This window comes from Psittacicella hinzii, assembly GCF_003585885.1.
In the GTDB taxonomy this organism is placed as follows: Bacteria; Pseudomonadota; Gammaproteobacteria; order Enterobacterales; family Psittacicellaceae; genus Psittacicella.
In genome coordinates this window covers 14,004-37,606 of the sequence record NZ_NRHC01000057.1, presented here as the reverse complement: position 1 = coordinate 37,606, position 23,603 = coordinate 14,004, and the positions used below count along the sequence as shown (strand labels likewise).

Sequence of the window (23,603 nt, the reverse complement as noted above, 5' to 3'; positions counted from 1 at the left end):
AACCGATCTCTTTTATATTATTTTGCTTTTTGTGCTTGTTCAACAAGCTCACTATACTTATCTATAGCTCTACCTATTAAAGGTTGCTTTTTCGGGAGGAAAAAGGAGCTACGTCCTCCTAATTCAATTTTGCAGAAGTAATCATTATACTCTTGATTATACTCTCCCTCTTTTCCATAGCATTGTAAGCTTTGAGCAAAGTAGCCAGGTTTACCATCAGGTTGTTCAAAATCTTTTAAAGTTGTACCACCTGCTTGAATTGACTTATGTAATATTCTTTTAATGCTATCAACTAAGGCAAACATTTGCTCTTCACTTAAGTCAGCAACATATGTACATGGGTTAATCCCACATTCATATAAAGATTCATTAGCGTAAATATTACCAACACCAACTACTACTTTGTTGTCCATTAAAAAGAGTTTAATTGGTCTTAATGTTTTCTTTTTCAAGAAATGCACTAGGTAATCTCTATTAAACTCTTCACTTAAAGCATCAGGACCGTTGTGTGCAAATAACTTATTATTGTCAAAATCATCTTTTGCAATAAACGTAACACCACCAAAGCGACGGTGATCGTTATAACGCAGTTCTGTATTGTTATCAAACTTAATTAGAACATGGTCATGCTTTAAAGTTTCTAAGTCTTGAGAGACAACTTTTAAATTTCCAGACATACCTAGATGAATAACAATGTAGCCTTTGCCATTATCTATACATACGTACTTAGCACGACGAAAGACCTTTAGCACGCTTGTACCAACCTGCTCTAGTAATTCTTTTCCAGGCACAAGACGGCACTTATCATTGTTAATCACGATTTGAACAATTTTACGTCCTAAAACTAAAGGGCTAATTCCTCTGACGGTAGTTTCTACCTCTGGTAATTCAGGCATCTTCTACCTCCTATTTACTCTTCTTAAAATACTTTTTCTTATTTTGTAATTTCTTTGGATCTACAAATGGTTTAGAAGTACCTAAACGTCTTGCTGTAGGGCTATACCTTTGTTTATTAGTTTTACCTTTAGTTTCTTTAGATGATAATGCTTGACTTAAGAAACCAGTATTTACTTCAGTTTTAACTTCATCAGGTAAAGTTAACTGTTCTCTTTCTGGTGGAGTTAAGTCTGTAATCCCCATCTCTTCATACTTGCTCGTAACAGGAGAAAACCAGTTATCGAGCACATTTGCAAGTTTATCAATTCCTCTTTTCTTCATTGATGATACAGGAATAATTTCAATAGGTTGAGGATCTGGATTATTTTCATCCGCAATAGTAAAAGCAATTAAAGCTTCTTCTACTTTTCTAATTTGCTTCATTAACTCTGATTGGGTTAGTTTATCAGTTTTCGTTAAAACTACCACTACTGGCACTGAAAACTCTACACACCACTGAAGCATTTGCTGATCTAAAGGCTTTAAAGGATGACGAGAATCCATTAGGAGAACAATACCAGCTAAGTACTCACGCTTTTCTAAGTATGTTCCTAAAGATTTTTGCCATTCTATTTTGAGTTTTTCAGGTACAGCAGCATAACCATATCCAGGTAGGTCTACTAAATTTACATATGGAGCCACTGCAAACAAATTAATTAATTGAGTTCTCCCTGGAGTACTTGAAGTTTTAGCTAAGCTTTTTTGATTACATAAAGCATTTAGCAATGATGATTTACCAGCATTCGAAACTCCAACAAAAGCAACTTCTAAACCATTATTAATTGGTAGTTTAGAAATTGAAGGAGAACTCATAATAAATTTTGTACGTTGATAATTTAATTTTAACATATGAGAAAATGGCTACTTCACAGTAGCCATCCTTTTTTTTACTAACGATTTCCTACAAAAGGAATTTTACCAGAATTGATATAACGACCAAAACGACTATTGTAACTATTATTAAAGCCAATTAGATTTAGAGAGAAATCAAAACCATTTTCATATTGATTTGCTCCAACTCTACGTCTTTCATAAGAGATACTAATAGACCAACCATAATAAACATAGTTAAAAGCAATATTACGATCAACTAATTTTCGATCTTTTAAATCAATGTAGTTAGAGAATAACATAGATAGCTGCGGGTTTATATCCCAAACATAGGCAATACCTAGTTGTTTGATTTCTTTATCTCTATAAGAGGTAATTAAAGCATCTTCTAGGTACTTCTTAGTAGCATATCTATAGTTTAACTGCACTATATTAGTTAGATTAGGCTGGTAGTTAAAAGAAACTACTCCCATAGAGGAGTTGCCTTTAGTTAAGTCGATAATATTGGCAGTGTCAAAGTTAAATTTGTCTGCAATATTATAGTGAACACCTAGGACTAAATTTCTTTTATATTTACTATATCTTTGTTTGGTTTGAATATCTAAGTATTTTAACTTTGTAATAGATTGAATTAGATTAACTCTTGCAGATAATTTATCTTGTCCAGAAAATCTATCAATATAAGAGACTTTATAACCTAAGTTAATATCATTAGCATCTTGTAAACTATCAATACCATAGTTATAGATGCCATTTTGCACCATTAAAATACTTGGTAATTGCGTTGATGAATCATAGTTGTGGAATCGTTCATCATACTTATTACTAATACGTCTAAAAGTATATCCAAAACTAGGCGTAACAGTTACGGCATAGCGATCAAAAGCTAAGGTATCTCTAACTAGTTTAGTTGAAAATTCTGCTTTAAATTCAGGAGCAGATCTCACGATATTCTCGTAACGATTAGTATTACGATTATACTGATGATAAAAATTTAAGTATTGAGATAAAGAGTAATCTGATTTAAATACAGAGTTAGTTGCTGAATATAAAATCGAACTCTTTAAGTAAAAACGATCTGCTTTAGTATAAATGTCAGCATCACCATTATATAAGTGTGCAGCTTGTCCTGTTAGAGCAAATCTAAATTTGTTATAAGCAAAAGGTTGACGATAATTAAAGTTAAACTCTGGAGCAGAGTTGTAAGCCTTGCTCTCGGTATTATAAATTGGTTTAAAAGTATAAGCCGAAAGATCCCATGACCAATTATCTTTTGCATAAGACAGACTATAGTTTGAAGTTAAATATGAATCTGTATTATTGTAATAGTCATAGAAGTATCTTTTATCAGAAACTCCGCGGTAATTTAAACTTAAATCATAATCACCAAAAGTTGCTAAGTGTCTAACCCCTAAGTAGTAGCGATAAGTATCATCTTTACGATTCATAAATGGTGCTGAGAAAGCATAATTTATGGTCGTGATACCATACTTAGTAGCAAAATCTAAGTTATTATTTAATAATAAGCCTAATTTCGAACTAAAAAAAGCGCTAATAGTATATTTCATATTCTGGTTTATATACCAGACAAATGGAATATTAATATTAAACCCTGTATTCGAATTTAAGCCAATTGTAGGCTCTTTAAAACCAGTTTGTGGCTTACCTGAAATATTTACACTAAAAGAAGGAAACCACATTAAAGGTACTTTACCGATACGAATTGTAGCTCTTTTAAAAGTAAGCTCTTGATTATTCATATCGATAATTGTTTCACTAGCACCAATATTTAAGGTAAAAGGACGAATAGGACCTGCATATAGTTCAGATCTATTTAATTTAGTTATATTGTCTGAAGAATCTAATGACTCCGCTTGCCCGTGCATAATAGTATCCACTAAAGCAAATGTAGTTTTATCAGCAGAAACTTCTTGAGTATTTGAATTTAATAACTCTACAACTATTTGATCGGCATCTAACACTAATTGATTAGAAGCTAAATTTACATCACCTTTTACAGTAATATATTGTTTACCGTCTTCTCCACGGGTATAAACTATTTCTTGAGCCTTTATATGACGATCACCTTGGATCATAGAGACATTACCTGTGTAAGTAATCTGATCTCCACGATCTTTAGAAAACATATAATCCGCTTGAATGACTATAGGTATTTGATTATAGTCATAGGTTTTCCCATCTGAAGTTGGAACTTTAGATAAAAATCTCTTTTTTATCTGTTCTTCCTTAATTGCTTCATATACTTGGGAAGTAAAAGTATTATAGTAAGTATAATTTAAGGCTGGGTATCGACGATCCAACTCTGACAAAGTTAAAGAGTTTTCAACGTTTCTAAACAAGAAAACACTAGTCGAATCTGGATTAGAGTAATCTACATCCGTAGATGGAAGATTTTTTGTAAAATCTGTAGTAACAGTGTCGGCGTACGCTAAATTTAATGCCATGCTTTGACTTAGTATAACTGCAGTCATTCCAAGATAAAGCTTACTACATTTAAAAACTTTGTGCAACATATGTGTTTTGCTACTATAGCTAGCTCAAAATATTAATTTTTGCTATATTTTATCATATGCAGGAAGAGAACATAAGAAAATTAACAAAACCTAAAAACGAAAAAAGGGCAGTAAAAACTGCCCTGAAAAACTTAATTAATACACTAATTTAGTTTATTAAAATAAAGATGGCGCATCCAAGAGGATTCGAACCTCTGACCGCACGGTTCGTAGCCGTGTACTCTATCCAGCTGAGCTATGGATGCACTATAAAAAAGAAATGGCGCATCCAAGAGGATTCGAACCTCTGACCGCACGGTTCGTAGCCGTGTACTCTATCCAGCTGAGCTATGGATGCACTTTAAAAAAGGATGGCGGTGAGAGAGGGATTCGAACCCTCGATGGAGATTTTGGCCCCATACTCCCTTAGCAGGGGAGCGCCTTCAGCCTCTCGGCCATCTCACCGTAAAAAACTTTATTAAGATATCACTTATTTGATGATGTTCCCCAAATAACGAGGAATATTATATACTCATTAAAATAAAAAGTCAATAGTAAATTTATTTTTTTGTTACTAGTGAAGCTTAACTTTCTATAATATTTTTTGTAACTTCCTCCGAAGTACCCGTGTATTATAAACAAATAATAAATCTATGTCAACCACCTCTCAAGAAGTTATTACATATACCTCTGAAATTTAAGCTATATAAAATATAAATTTAACGCCAAATAAAACCTTAATTTAAAAATATGCTATAATTTTGCTAGAATAATTTAAGATTTAATCAAATATTTAACTATGTCTAATTCAAAATCACCAGCACAAGAATATATTGCTGTAATTGATTTAGGCTCAAACAGCTTTAATTTAATTATTGCGAGAAAATTAGGCTTATTTCGTCCAATAATTAAAAGATTTAATATTACTGTACAACTAGCAAAATATTTAAATTCTGACAATTTCTTACTACCTGAAGGAATTGAACGCTGTTGTAATGCTTTAAAATCAATTCAAGAATTTATAAGTCATTTTGAGGACAATATTGAAGTACGTGCTAATGCTACTTATACAATTAGAAGTACTAAAAATCAAAATGAACTTTTAGCTAAAATTAAAGAAGTTTTCCCACACAAGATTAACATTTTGTCTGGTGTAGAAGAAGCAAGTACTATTTTCCAAGGTATTGCTCTATCTAATCCTATTACTGAGCGTTTTGTTGCTGTGGATATAGGTGGTGGCTCAACTGAAATTATTCTTTCGGATAATTTAAAACCACAATTTTTAACTAGTAAAAATTTAGGTTGTGTTTCATTTACGCAAAAGTATTTTAATGAAGGCATTATTAGCAGAGAATTATTTGATAAAGCTTTCGTTGATGCTTGCAATATCTTCCGTGAAGAATTAGATAATCCTATCGTACAGAGCTTTGTTAACTGTAAACACGCCGTAGGTTCTTCAGGTACAATTAAAAATACTTTACTACGCGTAAGAAATGGTTTAAAAGATGTTGATAAACGCCTAACCTATCTATTAGAGAATCCACGCGAAGATCATCAACTTTATAATAAAGAGCTTATTCTTGATTTACTTGCTAAAGTTAAAGTTTTCCAAGAGAAGTATCATAACCAAAACTATCTAAATGCTCAAAGTTTAGATGATTTACTAGAGTTAATTCTTCTAAATAAATCTTCAGCACAATTGGTGTACCATGGATTTGATGCTTCTGGTCGCTTAGTTTTAATTGGTGGCCTAGTAATTCTTAAAGCTTTATTTGCTACCTTCCATTTTGAAAAACTAACTTACTCTGATTCTGCTCTTCGTGAAGGTATTTTATACTCTGATCATAAGCACGATATCTTTAGAAAAATTAAGCTAGTTACAGTACAAAATTTACGTCACAAATTTAAGATTGTAAATAAACTGTTTAATGATTTCTATCACCATGCTTTAGTGATTGTACAACACGACAAATTCCTTCAACAAGAATTTAGTTCTCAAGATATTTATAACTACTGTGTTTTCATGCTCGTAGGTCATTCTATTTCTGACGACGATTTTGTTAAGCATTCTAGTTATATTATCAATAATTCAACTATGTATGGCTTTAGTAGTCAAGAGATAAGTCAAATTAATCAATTCTTAGAAGCTTTAAACGCTAATAATTGCGATTACAATAATCCAATAAATCGTTTAGCTTTACTAATGGAGTTAGCTTACGACTTTACTTTCTCTTCGTTTAATAAGCTAATTAAACAAAGTCTTGTTAAGGTTTATTTTAGCCATGCAAATGGTTTAATTGATAAATTAATCCTTGCTATTGACGAAAACGAACTTGCAAGTAATCCATATATCTCAGACAATCTTATTCGCATAAATAAAACCTTAGATAAATTTGGTTTAATCTGTGAAATAAAATCATTATAAAAATAATCCCCTATCACTTAAGTGACAGGGGATTATTTTTATTTCTTCGCTGGTTTACGGTTCGGATTATGTGGCACAGCTTTACCACGATTAGGTTCATTTCTACGTCTGAGAAGATTTCTCAAAACTGATACTCTATCTCCGTCTTTAACAACATCTTCTAGACTAGCCTTTTCTGCAAAAATTGCATAGGAAACAGCTTCTTTATCTAATTTATAAATTTGCAATACTTTTGAATCATTTACAACTCTTTCAACAGTTATAACTTCATCTGTAGGGTATTTATGTTTCCAAATGTAAATATTGCTAGGAGAAGCTCCATAAATGAGTTCTACTTTTTGCATAAAAAATTACCTAATTATGAGTAAATAGTTTGTGCTCTATGAATAAAACTATCAACCATATTAACCATAGCTAGCTTAAACTTATTTCCTACTAAAAACTCGATAAAAAGATTCATTTTATAATCCATATAAAACTGCACTCTTGTCTTTTTACCAGATCCTTCTGATGAAATATCACTAAATAGCCAAAAACCTCTTAATTTCTCAAATGGTCCTTCAGCCAAATCCATAGTAATTTTTTCATTTGGATAGAACTTAGTTAGAGTACTAAACTTTTGGCTAATACCAGCAAATGACATCTCTAGTTCAGCAACTACTTCATTATCCTTTTGCGTAAAAGTTTTTGAGCTTTTACAATTTTTTATAAAAATGGGATAATCTTCATAATTTGCTACCAGATTGAACATCTGTTCACATGTGTATTCTACATCTATCGAATGTTCTACGATCATAATCTTACAAATTAAACCTCAAATTATTAAGGTTTAAAAATTAAATTTTAGTTTACCTTTAAAGGCAAAAGCAACAATAGATACCACTACAATCGAAAGAAGAACCATAATAGTTGCTACAGCATTCACATCAGGAGTAACTCCAGATTTAACTAATGAAAATACTCTAACTGGTAAAGGCTCATAACCTGGACCTGTAGTAAAACTACTAATAATTACATCGTCCATAGAAATAATGAAACACAATAACCAGCTCGCTGCTATTGCAGGGAAAATTAAAGGTAGCACTATTTTTAATAAAATTACTCTTTCAGGTGCACCTAAATCTTTAGCAGCTTCTAACATTCTTCGATCAAATCCTTGTAATCTCGAACTAATTACAATTACCGCATAAGGTAAACAGAAAGTGATATGTGCAATTAGAAGAGTTACAAAGCCAAGGGAAAACCCTAAAACTATAAAAAGGATTAATAGTGAGATTGCCATTACTACATCAGGAGTAATCATATTAAGTAGTAATAAGCCTTGTACCGCTTTTTTACCTTTAAATCTGTAACGGTATACAGCTATTGAAACTAAAGCTCCAATAATAGTTACGATAGTTGCTGCCAGAAAACCAATAACAAGGGAATGGATAGCCGCGTTAATCATATCTTGATTGTTAAACAGCTTTTCATACCAACGCCATGTAAAACCATCCCAACGGATACCATAGCGGTTAGCATTAAAACTATTTACCACCAACACAGCAATAGGCAGATACATAAATAGAACTACTAGAGCTATGATTAACGTTATAGAAATTCTTTTGATCATTACTCTACTCTACCTATCTTAAATTTATTAACAAGCCACATAGTAAACATTAAGATTGCAATCATACCAATTGATAATGCAGCCCCTAATGGCCAATTTCTTGTAAATAAAAACTCTTGTCTAATAACCGAACCAATTAGCAGAGATTTTGGACCTCCTAGAAGATCTGAGATATAGAATAATCCCATAGAAGGTAAGAATACTAAAGTGATACCTGCGATTACCCCTGAAAATGATAGAGGGAAAGTTACTTTAGTAAATCTCTTGAATGGTCCTGCACCTAAATCTTTAGCCGCTTCAATCAAACGACTATCAATCTTCTGTAAAGAAGAGTAAATAGGTAAGATCATATATGGTAATAAAATTGAAACCATACCAATGATAACAGCTGTATCAGTGTAAAGAATTTGTAATGGTTTATCAATTAAACCTATACTCTTTAAGAACTGATTAATAAAGCCATTAGCACCTAAAAGGTTCTTAATACCATAAATTCTTACTAAGCTATTAGTCCAAAAAGGTAGAATTACTAGAATAAGTAATAATGCATGCCATTTTTTACGGCAATTTACTACAGCTAAGGCGTAAAGATAACCAATAATAAAAGTTACTAGTGTCGTGCACAGAGCTAAGTATAAGCTATTTTGGAAAACCTTTAAATAAAGGGGATCAGTTAACTTGCTATAACTCTCTAGAGAGAAAACTGCTTCGTAAAACTCATTTGGACTAGATGAGAAAAAACTTACTAGAACAACTAAAATTCCAGGAATTAAAATAAATAACCCTAGCCAAAATAGTATAAAAAATACTGTAAAGTTTTTAATCGATAGTAGGTTTATTAGACTCTTCATCTAACACTACCTCCCAACTATCATGCCATGTAATTGCAACTTTTTGCCCAATATTGTGATTCATTGACGGGTCATCTTCGTTAAAGAATTCTGAAGTTACAATTTCTTTTCCAGAGTTTAGTTTCACACGAGAATCTAAAGTCATTCCCTTGTAGTTTAAGTCTACTATTTGTCCATAGATACCATCTACATTCTCATCAAAACGATGAATCTCTTCCACGATTAAATCTTCTGGACGTAGTAAAACTAAAAGTTTTTTATTCGGATATACATCTAATTTTGTATTGATAACACATTTACGTCCTTCAACGTCTGCGTAAACTTTTTCTTCATCAATACGTTCTAGAACTTTAGCACTAAATACATTGATCTCTCCAATGAATTCTGCTACAAACAGATTTGCAGGCTCCTCATAAATTTCTCTAGGAGTACCATCTTGCACAATCTTACCTTTGTTCATAACAATAATACGATCAGACATAGTTAATGCTTCTTCTTGATCGTGAGTAACAAAGATAAAACTAATTCCTAATTTACGTTGTAATGCTTTTAATTCGTTTTGCATTTCTAAACGTAATTGGTAATCTAAAGCTGATAAAGATTCATCAAGTAATAGCACTTTTGGCTTATTAACTACTGCTCTAGCAATTGCAACACGTTGTTGTTGACCACCTGATAACTGACTAGGCATACGCTCTGCAAAACTATCAAGTTTTACCATTGCTAAAGCTTCCATCACTCTCTCTTTAATTTCATTCTCTGGAACTTTCTGCATTCTTAAGCCGAAAGCTACGTTATTAAAGATATTCATATGAGGAAATAAAGCATAACTTTGGAAAACTGTATTTACTTGACGCTTCTCTGCACCTAAGTTAGTTACATCAACGTTATCAATATATACATTACCACCAGAAACCGTTTCTAAACCGGCAATCATACGTAAAACAGTCGTTTTACCACAACCTGAAGGACCTAAAATTGTTAAGAATGTTCCTTGCTCAATATCAAGGTTAAAATGTTCAATCGTATTTGTTTTACCATCATAAGATTTGGAAATATTTTCTAATCTTACAATAGACTTACTTGTTTTTTGATCTTTCACAAAATTAATATCAGAACTATTATTCATTTGTTTATATACCAACAAAATTTAGTTTTAATCGTTATTGGGATAACTCTAAATACCAAGAAATACCGATATCTAGAACCTAGTTTTGACTTCCTTATAACACTCATTGAAAGTAAGCACAAAAGTAAGTGTAAAAGCCTACTTTTCTAGTGTAATAAAGTTACTGCTCTTAATACTAAATCTACAGCTATAGGGGGCGTCTCCCCTTTTTAATTTGTCTTTAATAACAAAAAAGCCCAAGCTCTTAAGCTTGGTTATTCTCTTAAGAAATTTAAAGTAAAAAATTACTTTAATATCTAAATTCTAAGCCGTTAGAATCTTGGACACAAACCACTAGAGCTTTGCGAAAGACCAATAAATCGCAGATTGTGTTGCAAAATTTTAATAAACTCAGTTCAATCTGATATTATATAACAAATTAGTTTTTTATGTAGCATTTCATTTTATGAAAAAAATTAATTTCCTTATATACTTACTAATTAATTGCTAAGGAGTACGCAGTGCTTTCTCATCTTAAGCATAACTACCATTTTTATCTACTGTTTTTGCTTTTTATTGGTTTAGCTAGATTTGATATCCATTGGCAAAGTTTATTTCTTACTGAATACTACCGCTTACCTTTTTATACTTTAGCAGTAATTTCCTGTTTGTTTGTCTATACTGTTTGCTTTAAAAATGCAAGTTTATGTAATACTCAAAGCTCTAATTTTCGTAAACTAGCTTTAGTAACAGTAGGTTACTCTGGCTATGAGGTTCTTGCATTCTTTATCTATAGAGATCCCTCTAAAGCTCAACTTTTAGTTTATGTAGCGTTACTACTGGTAGCTATTATATTCTTCTTCCATAAAGACTCTCGATTAAACTTAGACAGCCAAAGTGACAAATACCTGCAAGCTGTAGAAGCTGAAAAGAAATTTATCAATATAGCTATTTATCCAGCTTTACTAGTCATTTTTGCCTTACAAAATATCTATTACCTTTACGTAGATTTCAGTTTCGAACTGTACTTTAATCCATTCTTACAGTTAGCTCTTGGGGTTGCTTTAGCTAATAGCTGTTTAATACTTTCAAAAACAAGATTAGATAATTTTAAAAATTTATTACTTGTAATTGAGACTTTATTACTAATCTTAGCTTTAAGCTTTTTCCTATATCTAATTATTGCTAAATTTGATTTTCTCACTGATAACTCACATATAAGTAATCGTGAGGTATTACAATATGCAATCTCATTTATTCTTATTGCTCTTGTCAATTTAGTAGTTGCGTTTAGCAAGGAATGGAAAAGTTTAGCGGGGTTTATTCTAAAATTAGCTAGTGTAATTTTATATTTAAACTTATTCTTTATTAGTTATCGAGTTCTCTACTATTAATTTCGTTTCTAATTTTAATCTTGTTAAGATTAAACTGATAAGATGAACTAGGTAAACTTAGGAAACTAAAAAAGTTTAGTTTACTTTATTAATATGATGAAAGGTTGCTACCAAATGGTAGCAACCTTTACTTATGTAAATAATTATTTACTTTGCTCTTGAGCACGTGCTTTTAATAGATCACGGATTTCTGTTAATAATTGTTGATCAGCAGTAAGTTTATTAGCTTCAGCTTCAGCTTCTGCTTTTTCTTCTTCAGCTTTAACTTCTTCTTGTTTTTTCAGTGCATTTTCAGCTAGAGTACGAATTTTATTCATAGCTTTAATTACAAAGAAAATAGCTGCAGCAATAATAATTAGGTTAACGATAGTATCAATAAAGTTACCGTAAGTAATAGCAACGCCATCAGTTACTTGCCATTTCATATCTTTAAATGAGATACCACCTGTTAATAAACCAACTAAAGGCATGATGATGTCTGATACTAAAGATGATACTACTTTACCAAAAGCACCACCAATCACAACACCCACTGCTAAATCGATAACATTACCTTTTAAAGCAAATTCTCTAAACTCTTTAAATAAACCCATTTTATAAACCTCTATCTATATAAATTTTTTTAACATAGCCCTTAAATTAAGGGATTATAACAGAACTTTAGACTATAAAAATGTTAAATAGTTTCAGAGACTAACTTTAATTTACTGAAAAATAGAATATTTTAATAAAAACTTGTTACAGAATCTAGCACCTTACATTAATAAATTTATACCAAAATTAAACATTAAACCCAACAATATATAATTTTAAATTAAGCAAATAAAACCTATGGTCATAGACCTAACATCTTTGGCTGAAGATAAGAGAAAACCATTTCAATACCATTTTCCAGCCCTTTCCTACTTAGTTTTCTTCAAAGTCCCCATAAATATATAAATATATTGATGGCGTGTGAACTTATTTCAAGTTCTAAATTACCGTCTCTTTACTATTATTTAATCTAAATCAGTGTAATCTTTTAAATCAAAAACCATTATATTTTCACTAAACTTTTTAAACTTTTTATTAATTAGTTTTACTTATTTATATTTTTTCACCTTCAAGTAGACATAGTCATTTTTATAAAAATGAACAAAAATAGAAAATTTTTACACCTAAATAATATCGCTAGATATCAATCATTTAGAGATAAAATAAGAATCTTATAAAAATATAAATTAGACAATTCTATCAATAAAATACTTTACTTTGGCATTTTTCAATGCTATAATAATTTGCAAATAAACAAACAAAAAACAAAATAAACAAAAGTAGAATTAAGAGTTTAAATAATTCCTCACAAATTTAACTATTAATAACAATATAACTTTTAGGTAGACTATGAAAAAATGTCCATTTGATCATTCAAGTAGCACTTTAACAACAGCTGCAGGTAAACCTGTAGAAAACAACGACAACACTATGTCTGCTGGTGCTAAAGGTCCTTTATTATTACAGGACGTTTGGTATCAAGAAAAATTAGCTCACTTTGCTCGTGAGCGTATCCCTGAGAGAGTTGTACACGCAAAAGGTTCAGCAGCTTTTGGTACTTTTACAGTAACTCACGATATTAGTAAATATACTAAAGCAGCAGTTTTCCAACCAAACACTCAAACTGATGTATTATTACGTTTCTCTACAGTTGCAGGTGAACGTGGAGCTGCAGATGCAGAGCGTGATGTTCGTGGCTTCTCTCTAAAATTTTATACAACTGAAGGTAACTGGGATCTTGTAGGTAACAACACCCCTGTATTCTTTATTAGAGATCCTTTAAAATTCCCAGACTTCATTCATACACAAAAACGTGATCCACGTACAAATATGAGATCAGCAGACGCAGCTTGGGATTTCTGGGCTCATACACCAGAAGCTATGCACCAGGTTATGATTCTTCACTCTGATCGTGGTATCCCAGCTAACTATCGTCAAATGCACGGTTTCGGTTCTCATACTTACTCATTCATTAATAGTGAAAATGAGCGTTTCTGGGTTAAGTTCCATTTCAAATCTTTACAAGGTATTGAAAACTTAACTAACGAAGAAGCTGCACAATTAGTAGGTAAAGATAGAGAGTCAGCGCAAAAAGATCTTTATGAAAATATTGAAGCAGGCAATTTCCCTCGTTGGGCTGTAAAAGTTCAAATTATGCCTGAGAATGAAGCTAACCTACACAACTATACTTTTGACTTAACTAAAGTATGGCCTCATAAAGATTACCCATTAATTGATGTTGGTATCCTAGAATTAAATAGAAATCCAGCTAACTACTTTGCTGAAGTTGAACAAGCTGCATTTGCTCCAAGTAACAATGTACCAGGTATTGGTTTCTCTCCTGACCGCATGTTACAAGGTAGATTATTCTCATATCAAGATGCACAAAGATACCGTTTAGGTGTAAACCATCATCAAATTCCAGTAAATCAACCTAAATGCCCATACCACACTACACACCGTGATGGAGCTATGAGAGTTGATAATAATGGTGGCATGCATCCAAACTATGCTCCAAACCGTTTTGAGACATACCAACCTACTCATAACCATGAACCAGCGTTACAATTAGAACGTGAAGCTGCTCATTTTGACTTCCGCGAATATGACAACGACTACTTTAATCAACCAAGAGCTCTTTATAACTTAATGAGCGCGGAGCAACAAGATGTTCTAGCGTCTAACTATGCTGATTCATTAAGTGGTGTTACTTATAAACCAACTTTAGAAAAAGTTTTAGAACTATTCAATGAAATTGACGAAAGATTAGCTAAAGCTGTTAAAGCTAAATTAGGTTTATAATCTTAATTTTCCTCTAGAGACTTCCTAAGATACTTAGGAAGTCTCTTTCGTATTTAAAAATTATTATCATTATTGTGATATAATAGAACGGTTAGATTTAACTATAATTTCGATTTTAATCCAGATTTAATCCAAGAGGAAAAGATGGCAGAAGACCAAAACAAAAGTTACGACTCTAGCGCCATTCGTGTTCTAAGAGGTCTAGATGCTGTAAGAACAAGACCGGGAATGTACATCGGTAATACCGATGATGGTTCTGGTCTACACCACATGGTTTTTGAAGTAGTCGATAACTCAATCGATGAAGCATTAGCAGGTCACTGTTCTGAAATTAAAGTAACCATCCATGAGGATAACTCTGTTTCGGTTGCTGATAACGGTCGAGGCATCCCTACCGAAATACATCCAGAAGAAGGTGTAAGTGCTGCTGAAGTAGTTATGACAGTTCTGCATGCTGGTGGTAAATTTGATGCAAAAACTATTGCCGGTGGTCTTCATGGAGTAGGGGTTTCTGTAGTAAACGCTCTATCCTCTAAGCTATTCTTACAAATACGTAGAAATGGTAAAATCCATGAACAAACTTATTTAAATGGTGTACCTGAGGAGCCTTTAAAAGTAGTTGGCGAAACAACTAAAACAGGTACAACAGTACGTTTCTGGCCATCTCATGCAACATTTAAAAATGTAACAGAGTTTTCATATGAGATTTTACGTAATCGTCTGAGAGAGCTTAGCTTTTTAAACTCTAACGTTCGCATTGTACTATCAGACGAAAGAGATGGAAGCAAAGACGATTTCCATTATGAAGGTGGTTTACAAGCCTTTGTAAAATTCTTAAATACAAACAAAACTCTAATAAATGAGGAACCTTTCTTCTTTAATAGTTATAACGAAGATCTAGGTATAACTGTAGAAGTTGCTATGCAATGGAACGATACTTATAAAGAAAACGTTCTGTGCTTTACCAACAATATCCCACAAAGAGATGGTGGTACTCACTTAATTGGTTTTAAAGCAGCTTTAACTAGAACCTTAAATAGCTATATTGAAAGGGAAGTTATTGCTAATGCCAAATCTCGAGCATTAAAAGATCTTAAGATTGATGGTGATGACTCTCGTGAGGGACTTGTTGCTATAGTTAGCGTTAAAGTTCCAAATCCTAAGTTCTCTTCTCAAACTAAGGATAAATTAGTTTCTTCCGAAGTACGTGGTGTCGTAGAGTCAGCAGTAAATGATCAACTTCAAACTGTTCTTGAAGAAAATCCAAAAATTGCAAAAATAATTGTTGATAAAATTGTTTCGGCAGCAAGAACAAGAGAAGCGGCACGTAAAGCTCGTGAGTTAGCTCGTACTAATAAAAAGAGCTCATTTACAGCTAACAAACTAGTACACTGTAACTCAAGAAACCCTGAAGAATGTGAAGTATATCTTGTCGAGGGGGATTCTGCGGGTGGTTCTGCAGTTAAAGCTCGTGATGTACAAACTCAAGCTATTTTACCTTTAAGAGGTAAAATCTTAAACGTAGAAAAAGCTCGTTTTGATAAAATCATTGAATCGCAAGTGATTACAAATATCATCGGCGTTTTAAAATGTGGAATTAATGACGAGTTTAATCTTGATAATTTAAGATATCACAAGATTGTAATAATGACCGATGCTGATGTCGACGGTTCACACATCCGCACATTATTATTAACTTTCTTCTTCCGTCAAATGCCACAATTAATCGAAGCAGGTAAAGTTTATATTGCTCAACCTCCTTTATTTAAATTAATGTTAAACAAAAAACCTGTTTACTTAAAAAATAAAGAAGAATATGATCGCTTCTTAATTGACTACTCTTTAGACGGAGCTACTTTAGTAGTTGACGATAAATCTTATACTTCAGAAGAGTTAAGATCATTATGCGACCAATTTTTATTAATTAATGCGCATATTGATTCTCATAACCGTAAGTATTCTCCAGAAGTAATGAAAACTCTATTAAACTACTACCCTTTAACTTTAGATAGTTTAAAAGATAAAGAGAAAATCACTACTTGGATGGATGGCTTACTTGATCTTCTGAAGAAAACTCAAGATCAATCTGTTCGCTACGAAGCCTCATTAGAATATGATAATGAAACAGGCTTATATAGTTACCACTTAAGCGAAATTAAACATGGTATGACATCTACTTATGAGATTAACGCGCAATTTGTTAACTCTAAGGATTACCAAGAAGTAGTTAATTTAGCTAATGAGCTAAATAAAATTCTACCTATTGGTGATGTTGAAAGCAAACGTTTTGCAGTTCATGGTAACTCAAGAACACCTATTAGATATTTTAATCAGTTTATTGAGCAACTTTCTACTGACTCTATCAAGAAACTAAATCCTTCGCGATACAAAGGATTAGGTGAAATGAACTGGGAAGAGTTAGAAGAAACCACAATGAAGGTAGAAAACCGTACCTTATTAAAAGTAGAAGTTAAAGATGCTATTTTAGCAGATCAACTGTTTACTACTTTAATGGGTGACGATGTTGGTCCTCGTCGTGATTTCATTGAAGAAAATGCTTTATATGCTAATGTAGATTTATAATCTAAAAAAAGACTTGCCATTATAGGCAAGTCTTTTTTTAGATATAATCATCAAGATTAAATTCTTTAGTAATTACTTCTTCACCATTAACATAGTGATGAGTAAGTTTTCCTTTGGCTATTGAAAACTCATCCCATTTATCTACTAGATTAGAAAAGATATGGAGAATTCTATTATCTATATAGGTCATAAAAATCTGACAGTTTTCAGATATGAGCTTTTTAGCAAACATAATTTGTTTACCCTCATCTAGCTCTGCTGCTAAATCATCAATTAAATAAATACATTTACTCGTGGTTTGCATTCTCAATAAGTCACCCTGTGCTATCTTTAAAGCACAAGCTAGGAGTTTTAATTGTCCACGACTCAAAATATTTACCACATTTTCTCCAAAGCATTTGATTCTTAGATCCGCACGACTTAACCCACCACTCATACGTCCTGTTTCAATCTCACGCTCCAAGTTTTCAGCATAGTATTCTTTTAAACTCTTATCTTTAGGCCAACCTTGATAATACTTTAGTTCAATATTTAACTCTGGTAAAAAATCAGCTAGAACTTTTTGTAAAACGGGCAATAAATTATTAACGTACTCTATGTTTAATTGATTTATTCTTTCCGAAACCTCTGCTAAAACATTGCCAAAGACCTTACATTGTTCAATTATAGCTGTAGGAACCTCTTGATTTTTTGCTCTATAGGCTTGAGCCTGCTTTAAGAGATGATTACGATTTTTATGAGCTACCGTAAAAGTCTTCCACTCTTGAAAGAAGTTCGGATAAGTATAGTAAGCCCCCCAATAGATAAATTTACGTCTAAATTCAGGTCCTTCAGTTAAGAGTTCAACTACATCAGGAGATATAACTTGCACAGGAAGTAATTCCGTAACTGAAGTAACTCCTTTTTTTGCAGGCTCACCATTAACAAATAACTCTTTTGATTTTTTAGTAATTTTTAAACCTAAATCGTGGCTATTACTATTTTCATCAGCCACTTTAGCATAAACCAAAGTACTCTCTTGTCCATCCGCAATAATGCTATTCAAATTATTTACTTTAAAGCTTTTAAATTGCGCTAAAGCAAAAATTGCTTCTAAAACTGAAGTTTTTCCAGCTCCATTATGTCCAGTAACAAAGTTAATTCCCTTACCTGGGGATAAGGTCAAAGAAGAGATATTACGAAAATTAGTTAAATTTAATTTAGTGATAAACATAAAAGTAATAAAAAGGATTATGAAGTGTTACTCCATAATCCTTTTGTTAATTCTTTTTAACTTTGGTTGTCAACTGCCGCGACATTATTATATGGAGTTAACACATAAGTACGATCTAATTCATCGTTATCTAAGTCTTTTACAACAAAAACAGGTACTTTTTTATTGACAAAGTTTAGACTTAACATCATTTGATCAACTGGGTACTGTCTTAATTTTGCAGACTCTTGTAAAGGATTTATTAGTTCAATAAAGTGTTTACCTTGAATACGTAAATTTAATGGTTGTGAATTAGGATTTGTTTTCACACTATTAATTTCTGTACTAAAAGAATCTAGCGTACCTGGGTTACTTGCTGATAGAGTTAATACATTATCCGCAGAGTTAATTAAAATAATTTCCCCGAATTTAATTGATCTATTTAACTTATCTTTAATTTCAGCAGCATTACATACAACATCATTGTCAAATACTTCAGGAATAATGTGACTATACATTGGTGGTTTTGAATAAGTTAAGTTAAAGATTAACTCTTCATCTCCACGTGTAACTTGAAGATACTGCACATGACCAGATTGAGTTAAGTGGAAGAATAAACGTACTAATTTTTCTTCATTTGACAGTAGTCTTAATAACTCTGCACCAATACGACGCGACAAGTTAAAAGTTAATGGATTTTCTTCTGAGAAGTTTCTAAAACCTACAATGTTATATGGTGGTTTTTCATCTTTAAATGGATAAGAACATAAAGCAATTCTTGAGTAATCACCACCAAATACTTTTAATTGTGTAGGTGTTAAAGATAAAATTAAAGTGTGTAAACTAGCATGCTTAGAAGCTTTAATACTTACACAGAAAATTGTAGATTGAATAATATCACGGAACACTCGCTCTGAGATATCAAGGGTAGAAATAGAAACAGCGTCTTTTAAAGATTCTTGTAAAAGTGCATAACCTTGACCATTAGAAGCTTCAATTCTTACAACAGTAGTTTCATAAGTTAAGTTTGCATAAGTTAGCTCATTGTATGCAGGTTGCTTAGTAAACTCTAAAGTAACTAGTGTCTTACCATTTAAACCTGAAATAGCATCAACAAAGCTGTTACAAGAAACTGATAATTGTTTAACTAGCTCTCCCTTTCTTTCTACAACAAAAGAATCTGGAAAGTTAACAAACTCACCTTCTTCAGGTTCTACTGTTATGATAACGCTGTGATTAAGTTCTTTATCCCCAGCTAAAAAAGTCACTTTGTCTTCTTCAGAAAAATCTAAAAGAACATGCTGACTTAAAACAATCGAAGGATCTAAAGTTTTTGAAACAACTTCTCTAGCTGTAGATAGAGCTTTTTGTAATTTATGAGCTTGTAATACGAGTTTCATTATCGTTTATTTTTTATTTTTTGGAATGATTAACGGATATTCTAACTCTAAACCACCTTCGGTATTTGGAGTCGTAGAGCTTAAAGTCCTATCTATTTTGTCATTAAGATAGTCGTATACTTTAGTTAAAGAATCGTAATATTTACGATCATATGGACTTGCATTTAAATCCTCTTCAACCTTAAGAATAATATTTCTAATAGATTGAGGTTTTAACTGAATTATCTCAGATATGTCTTTTGCTACAAGTTCACAATGTTTACTGAGAATAAAGCAAGCAATATAGCGTAAGTTAGAAGCTTTTTTAGATCTTCCAGTTAAGAAAGTATCTAGCTCCATTTCCTCAGTTCTTGCTATGTAGGTTAATAGTTGTAAGGCCGTACATCTAAATTTTATTTGCATGAAGTTAAAACTTGCACGTAAATTTTTCTCAAAATTTTGATCACCAACCTCATTATTAAAGAATCCATTTAGTGATCTAAAATCACTATTTTCACTCGCAACAACTATTTTGTGAATTTGCTCTTCTGTCAATGGTCGTAACTTCCCAGTAGCTATAGCTTTAAGAACAAAATGCTCTCTAATATTAGCGTCTGGTAGTTCGATGTCAACTCTTAAACATTCGTCACAGTAAGTTTTTAACTTCATCATCTCTTGATCTTCTAGAGCTTCATTGCTGAAAAGATTTTCATAAGATTCAGAGCTTACAATGATTAGAAACTTATTCTTAAACTCTTTTAAAGAGTTAATTAGGTTAAACACAAACTTTCTTGTGCTTGTGCTACGTTTAAGCGAAGAAAACTCATCGATAACTGTTACCGAGTTACTCATTATATCATCTGTTAAATAATCTAAACCATTATTCTGTAAACATTTAGCATAGATACGTTGAAAGTTTGTAAGGTAATGTTTAAACTGACTACGTTCAAATCCATGCTTAACTAGGAGCTCGTAAAAGTAAGACATTAAATATGTTTTACCAACTCCAGGTTTACCAAATAGGAATAGAACTTGACTCTGAAAGTCTTCCCCTGAAAGGAGTTTTTTTGCAAACTCATCAATGATACTAAACGCATTTAAGTTAGATACAGATATTAAGGCGTCCTTTTCATACTTATGCTTAAGAGGATTTAGGAATTTATCAAACTCTTCTAGATACTGCCCACGCTCTTGTGGTGTATACCTAGAAACGTAGGTTTTTGTATCTTTTCCTAAACTCTTTAAAGTTTGAGAAAGTTTATCTCGATAGCCTATACATAAAGATGAAGCATTAACAAACTCATCACTATCTTCTACTAAATAATTATCTTCATTAAAGAGAATTGATGAGTCATATGCAAATGGATTTAATAAAAACTGTGAACCATAAGAAAGTTTTTGTTTTTTCTTAGAAGTTACTGTTTGCTTACTTTCACTTGCTAAATCTAAGGCCTGTCCCATTAAGGATTTAGCTTCATTGTTGTCATTTGCTTTTACTTCTGTCTTGGAAACTAAATTATTAACAACTGTATCTTTTACAAAAGTAGCATTGAGCGCTTCAGCTATCTCAGCATTATCTAGAGAAGTAATCTTTGCATTGTTACTACTTAAACTTGCATTGCTAATTTCTTTACTTTCTTCGTTGTCACTGCTAAAAGGATAACCGCTTGTAGAGTAAGATTTTATTTCTTTTAACACTTCTGTCTCTGCAGTATAACTTTGTGGAAGTTTAATTACCTGATCTTTAGCAATTGTATTTAAAGTAGTATCTTTTACTTCTATTTTTAATGGCTTATCTGCTTTAGTTGATTTAGTAGCTCTAGCTACTTTAGTTACAATCTTTTCTTCTTTAGTTGTCTTCTTCGAAGAATTTTTATCTTTTTGTAATCTTGATGATTTACTTTTCGAAGTAAGCGTTAGTTCTTTACTAATCTCAGAGGTTTGAGTTACTTCAGAATTAACATCATTATCTTCACCTTGTAGATTATCTAAAAGTGTATCTTCTTGCTTACTAGCAGTACTTTTTTTTCTAACTTTGTCTACCTTAGTAGCATCTCCAGTTGAATCTATAATTTTGTCTGTAGAATCTTGCTCAACTTTAACATTATTAACAGAAGATTTTGCTTTTCTCGCAGTTTTCTTTGATTTTACTACCTTTTGCTCTACTTGAATTAGTTCTGGTTGATCTTTTTCAGTTACTTCTTTTGTTCCTGAACTTTCTTGTAAAGCATGAGTTAAGTTAGTTTCTTCTTCGGCAATATGAGGATTATCCTTTGAAGGCTCTACTTTGATAGATGTTAAATTTCTTTGAGGTTTAGGGGCTACAAATAAGTTTTTAAGTGCCAAGCGAGAAATATCTTTATTAGTTACCTCTTTCTCTTTTAAAACTCTTCCATTAAATTCAGGCAAACCATATATTGGCGCATAATTAAATATAGCATTAGCATATCTTACTGAAAGAGCTCCTAAAGTTAAAAGATTGCTTTTACTATTATTTGCAACATAAAAAGAAATGCTTGATACATTTAAGTGATCAAGTTGTAGAATATTTTTAAATGTATCAACTAAGCTTATTTTTTGGCAAGAAATAAAGTCTTTTGACTTTTGCGTTGCACCATAAACAAATAAACCTTTAATCTTATTAAGAAAATCTACTCTATTAGTTGATGAGTAATCTAAATAAGTATTTACAGGTTTAAATATGTTACCTCTACTATTGCTTTGATTAATCTCTTTAGTCACTCTAGTTGGAGAATCAATACTTATTAAAGTTTTAGCTAGCTTAGGGTTTTCTAAGGTAAAAACTTCATTTACTGTTTTAAAAGAGATATCTTTATAGACTTTAATATCTAAATTAAAGAAACTCTCTTCATGTACGAGAACAGTATCGGTTACAAACCTTACCGCTTTCTGGAGAAAATCATTAATTGGATAAGTTTTTATGTGCTGTGCTAAAGGTGCATTTAAAGTAGTAACTTCTTTACTCAAATTAAAAGAATTCAAAAAGAAATTTATAATACGACTTTGTACTGCTTGTGAAGTTGTACTACTACCAAGCAACAAATTATTCAATCTTCGCACATTAGCATTTAATTGCGATATATTCGAACCTAAACCTGTATATTTTACTTTTTGAATGTAAAAATCACTTTTAGTTAAAGGTTGAAAGAATAACTTTCCTTTGAGATAGATAGGTTCGGATTTTTGTGGTTTAAATTTCGCTTTTAATTTTTTAAGTAGTTTTTTTAAAGAGAATAATTCTACTTTTTTACTCTCTAACCAATTTAGAGAAGAGCCAAAGCTATTTAGGTAATATCTATCAGCTGTAAAATTTAGTTTAGCAAAATTAGTTTTTTTACTTGGTTCGGATAAAATATTTTCAACGAGCAAGTTTAATGCAACTATACTAGAGTTTTTTCCCTGATAAGCTGAAATATCTTTAGAAAAACCTAGGCTACCTTTACTACTTACCACCCCTCTCTCTAGCACTTTTCCTCTAGAACTTAAGGCAATGATCTTAGCAAAAGTACGAACTTGATCGTTGTTATAAAATAATAACTCTTGAATAATCTTTAAGGTTGAAGTAAGATTATCATCTTTTTTGAAGATGTCCCTAGGTAGATTAGTAAGAATAATCGTATAGAAAGTGCTATTCTCGATAACTTCTACATTGAGATCTCGGAGTAAAGATTGGATTAATAATTCTTCTATTTGCTTTTTTAAAGGCATAGGTTTTGAGTATAAGGAACTTTTAACCTATATTTTACCAGTTAAATCTCGAAAAAGTTCAATTTATAGTCGTTGAGATAAAACCCCATTATTTGCCTAGCTAGATAATATTTTTGAAAATTTGTATAGTTTTTTTTGCTTTTCTGTTTTATTTAGAGTATAATACTAAACGATTTTTAAATTTAGCAATCTAGTTGGATAATATTAATTTAGTG

Annotated in this window: 15 protein-coding genes, 3 tRNA genes and 1 pseudogene; 4 read left to right on the top strand and 15 right to left on the bottom strand. The window is 31.7% G+C overall.

The window, feature by feature from the left end; genetic code table 11:
• Nucleotides 1–17: 17 nt before the first annotated feature.
• From mutM to CKF54_RS04940, 6 genes and pseudogenes are all read right to left on the bottom strand, one after another.
• Nucleotides 18–896, bottom strand: coding sequence for a bifunctional DNA-formamidopyrimidine glycosylase/DNA-(apurinic or apyrimidinic site) lyase (mutM, locus tag CKF54_RS04965; protein WP_119525257.1), 879 nt, complete (start codon nucleotides 894–896; stop codon nucleotides 18–20).
• Between the two features lie 253 nt (nucleotides 897–1,149).
• Nucleotides 1,150–1,785, bottom strand: a pseudogene (gene yihA / locus CKF54_RS04960) (ribosome biogenesis GTP-binding protein YihA/YsxC); the annotation flags it as partial.
• Nucleotides 1,786–1,826: 41 nt separating this feature from the next.
• Nucleotides 1,827–4,259: an LPS-assembly protein LptD gene (locus CKF54_RS04955; protein ID WP_222987523.1), complete on the bottom strand. Its 2,433-nt coding sequence runs from the start codon at nucleotides 4,257–4,259 to the stop codon at nucleotides 1,827–1,829.
• A gap of 210 nt (nucleotides 4,260–4,469) precedes the next feature.
• A tRNA-Arg gene (locus CKF54_RS04950) sits at nucleotides 4,470–4,546 on the bottom strand.
• 15 nt (nucleotides 4,547–4,561) lie between these two features.
• Nucleotides 4,562–4,638, bottom strand: a tRNA-Arg gene (locus CKF54_RS04945).
• A gap of 14 nt (nucleotides 4,639–4,652) precedes the next feature.
• Nucleotides 4,653–4,745, bottom strand: a tRNA-Ser gene (locus CKF54_RS04940).
• A 334-nt stretch (nucleotides 4,746–5,079) separates the two neighbouring features.
• Here CKF54_RS04940 and CKF54_RS04935 point away from each other — a divergent pair.
• On the top strand, nucleotides 5,080–6,705 hold the full coding sequence (locus CKF54_RS04935; RefSeq protein ID WP_119525254.1) for a Ppx/GppA phosphatase family protein: 1,626 nt from the start codon (nucleotides 5,080–5,082) through the stop codon (nucleotides 6,703–6,705).
• Nucleotides 6,706–6,743: 38 nt separating this feature from the next.
• Here CKF54_RS04935 and CKF54_RS04930 read toward each other — a convergent pair whose 3' ends face one another.
• From CKF54_RS04930 to potA, 5 genes are read right to left on the bottom strand one after another with little or no spacing between them, the layout of a single operon-like run.
• Nucleotides 6,744–7,049, bottom strand: coding sequence for an RnfH family protein (locus tag CKF54_RS04930; RefSeq protein WP_119525253.1), 306 nt, complete (start codon nucleotides 7,047–7,049; stop codon nucleotides 6,744–6,746).
• A 14-nt stretch (nucleotides 7,050–7,063) separates the two neighbouring features.
• Nucleotides 7,064–7,501, bottom strand: a complete 438-nt coding sequence (locus CKF54_RS04925; RefSeq protein WP_119525252.1) for a type II toxin-antitoxin system RatA family toxin — start codon at nucleotides 7,499–7,501, stop codon at nucleotides 7,064–7,066.
• 33 nt (nucleotides 7,502–7,534) lie between these two features.
• Nucleotides 7,535–8,314: a spermidine/putrescine ABC transporter permease PotC gene (gene potC / locus CKF54_RS04920; RefSeq protein ID WP_119525258.1), complete on the bottom strand. Its 780-nt coding sequence runs from the start codon at nucleotides 8,312–8,314 to the stop codon at nucleotides 7,535–7,537.
• A gap of 2 nt (nucleotides 8,315–8,316) precedes the next feature.
• On the bottom strand, nucleotides 8,317–9,168 hold the full coding sequence (locus CKF54_RS04915) for an ABC transporter permease (protein WP_119525251.1): 852 nt from the start codon (nucleotides 9,166–9,168) through the stop codon (nucleotides 8,317–8,319).
• Nucleotides 9,137–10,270 (bottom strand): spermidine/putrescine ABC transporter ATP-binding protein PotA, encoded by a 1,134-nt coding sequence (gene potA, locus CKF54_RS04910; RefSeq protein ID WP_410454508.1) that lies wholly within the window; start codon nucleotides 10,268–10,270, stop codon nucleotides 9,137–9,139. Before potA ends, CKF54_RS04915 begins: the two co-directional genes overlap by 32 nt.
• Nucleotides 10,271–10,797: 527 nt before the next feature.
• Here potA and CKF54_RS04905 point away from each other — a divergent pair.
• Nucleotides 10,798–11,670 carry a hypothetical protein gene (locus CKF54_RS04905; protein WP_119525249.1) on the top strand — a complete coding sequence of 291 codons (873 nt, stop codon included), beginning with the start codon at nucleotides 10,798–10,800 and terminating at the stop codon, nucleotides 11,668–11,670.
• Nucleotides 11,671–11,813: 143 nt separating this feature from the next.
• Here the strand turns inward: CKF54_RS04905 and mscL are convergent, their stop codons facing one another.
• Nucleotides 11,814–12,263 (bottom strand): large-conductance mechanosensitive channel protein MscL, encoded by a 450-nt coding sequence (gene mscL, locus CKF54_RS04900; RefSeq protein WP_119525248.1) that lies wholly within the window; start codon nucleotides 12,261–12,263, stop codon nucleotides 11,814–11,816.
• Between the two features lie 790 nt (nucleotides 12,264–13,053).
• Between mscL and CKF54_RS04895 the strand changes: the two genes are divergently transcribed.
• Together CKF54_RS04895 and CKF54_RS04890 are read left to right on the top strand one after the other, a co-directional pair.
• Nucleotides 13,054–14,505, top strand: a complete 1,452-nt coding sequence (locus tag CKF54_RS04895) for a catalase (RefSeq protein WP_119525247.1) — start codon at nucleotides 13,054–13,056, stop codon at nucleotides 14,503–14,505.
• A gap of 144 nt (nucleotides 14,506–14,649) precedes the next feature.
• The gene (locus CKF54_RS04890) at nucleotides 14,650–17,088 is read left to right on the top strand and encodes a DNA gyrase subunit B (RefSeq protein WP_119525246.1); all 2,439 of its coding nucleotides are present in this window, start codon (nucleotides 14,650–14,652) and stop codon (nucleotides 17,086–17,088) included.
• 37 nt (nucleotides 17,089–17,125) lie between these two features.
• On the opposite strand, the gene recF is transcribed toward CKF54_RS04890, so the two are convergent.
• From recF to CKF54_RS04875, 3 genes are read right to left on the bottom strand one after another with little or no spacing between them, the layout of a single operon-like run.
• Complete coding sequence (gene recF, locus CKF54_RS04885) at nucleotides 17,126–18,301, bottom strand: DNA replication/repair protein RecF (protein WP_119525245.1); 1,176 nt, start codon at nucleotides 18,299–18,301, stop codon at nucleotides 17,126–17,128.
• Between the two features lie 56 nt (nucleotides 18,302–18,357).
• A complete protein-coding gene (locus CKF54_RS04880) occupies nucleotides 18,358–19,680 on the bottom strand; it encodes a hypothetical protein (RefSeq protein WP_119525244.1) in 1,323 nt (440 codons plus the stop codon).
• Nucleotides 19,681–19,686: 6 nt separating this feature from the next.
• Nucleotides 19,687–23,388: a DnaA ATPase domain-containing protein gene (locus tag CKF54_RS04875; protein ID WP_119525243.1), complete on the bottom strand. Its 3,702-nt coding sequence runs from the start codon at nucleotides 23,386–23,388 to the stop codon at nucleotides 19,687–19,689.
• Nucleotides 23,389–23,603: the final 215 nt, after the last annotated feature.

Excerpts from the sequence above, each read along its gene's own strand:
- CKF54_RS04895 (WP_119525247.1), top strand. The coding sequence starts at position 13,054 with ATGAAAAAATGTCCATTTGATCATTCAAGTAGCACTTTAACAACAGCT.
- mutM (WP_119525257.1), bottom strand. The coding sequence starts at position 896 with ATGCCTGAATTACCAGAGGTAGAAACTACCGTCAGAGGAATTAGCCCT.
- mscL (WP_119525248.1), bottom strand. The coding sequence starts at position 12,263 with ATGGGTTTATTTAAAGAGTTTAGAGAATTTGCTTTAAAAGGTAATGTT.
- CKF54_RS04915 (WP_119525251.1), bottom strand. The coding sequence starts at position 9,168 with ATGAAGAGTCTAATAAACCTACTATCGATTAAAAACTTTACAGTATTT.
- CKF54_RS04875 (WP_119525243.1), bottom strand. The coding sequence starts at position 23,388 with ATGCCTTTAAAAAAGCAAATAGAAGAATTATTAATCCAATCTTTACTC.
- CKF54_RS04880 (WP_119525244.1), bottom strand. The coding sequence starts at position 19,680 with ATGAAACTCGTATTACAAGCTCATAAATTACAAAAAGCTCTATCTACA.
- CKF54_RS04930 (WP_119525253.1), bottom strand. The coding sequence starts at position 7,049 with ATGCAAAAAGTAGAACTCATTTATGGAGCTTCTCCTAGCAATATTTAC.
- CKF54_RS04925 (WP_119525252.1), bottom strand. The coding sequence starts at position 7,501 with ATGATCGTAGAACATTCGATAGATGTAGAATACACATGTGAACAGATG.
- CKF54_RS04890 (WP_119525246.1), top strand. The coding sequence starts at position 14,650 with ATGGCAGAAGACCAAAACAAAAGTTACGACTCTAGCGCCATTCGTGTT.
- CKF54_RS04955 (WP_222987523.1), bottom strand. The coding sequence starts at position 4,259 with ATGACTGCAGTTATACTAAGTCAAAGCATGGCATTAAATTTAGCGTAC.
- recF (WP_119525245.1), bottom strand. The coding sequence starts at position 18,301 with ATGTTTATCACTAAATTAAATTTAACTAATTTTCGTAATATCTCTTCT.
- CKF54_RS04935 (WP_119525254.1), top strand. The coding sequence starts at position 5,080 with ATGTCTAATTCAAAATCACCAGCACAAGAATATATTGCTGTAATTGAT.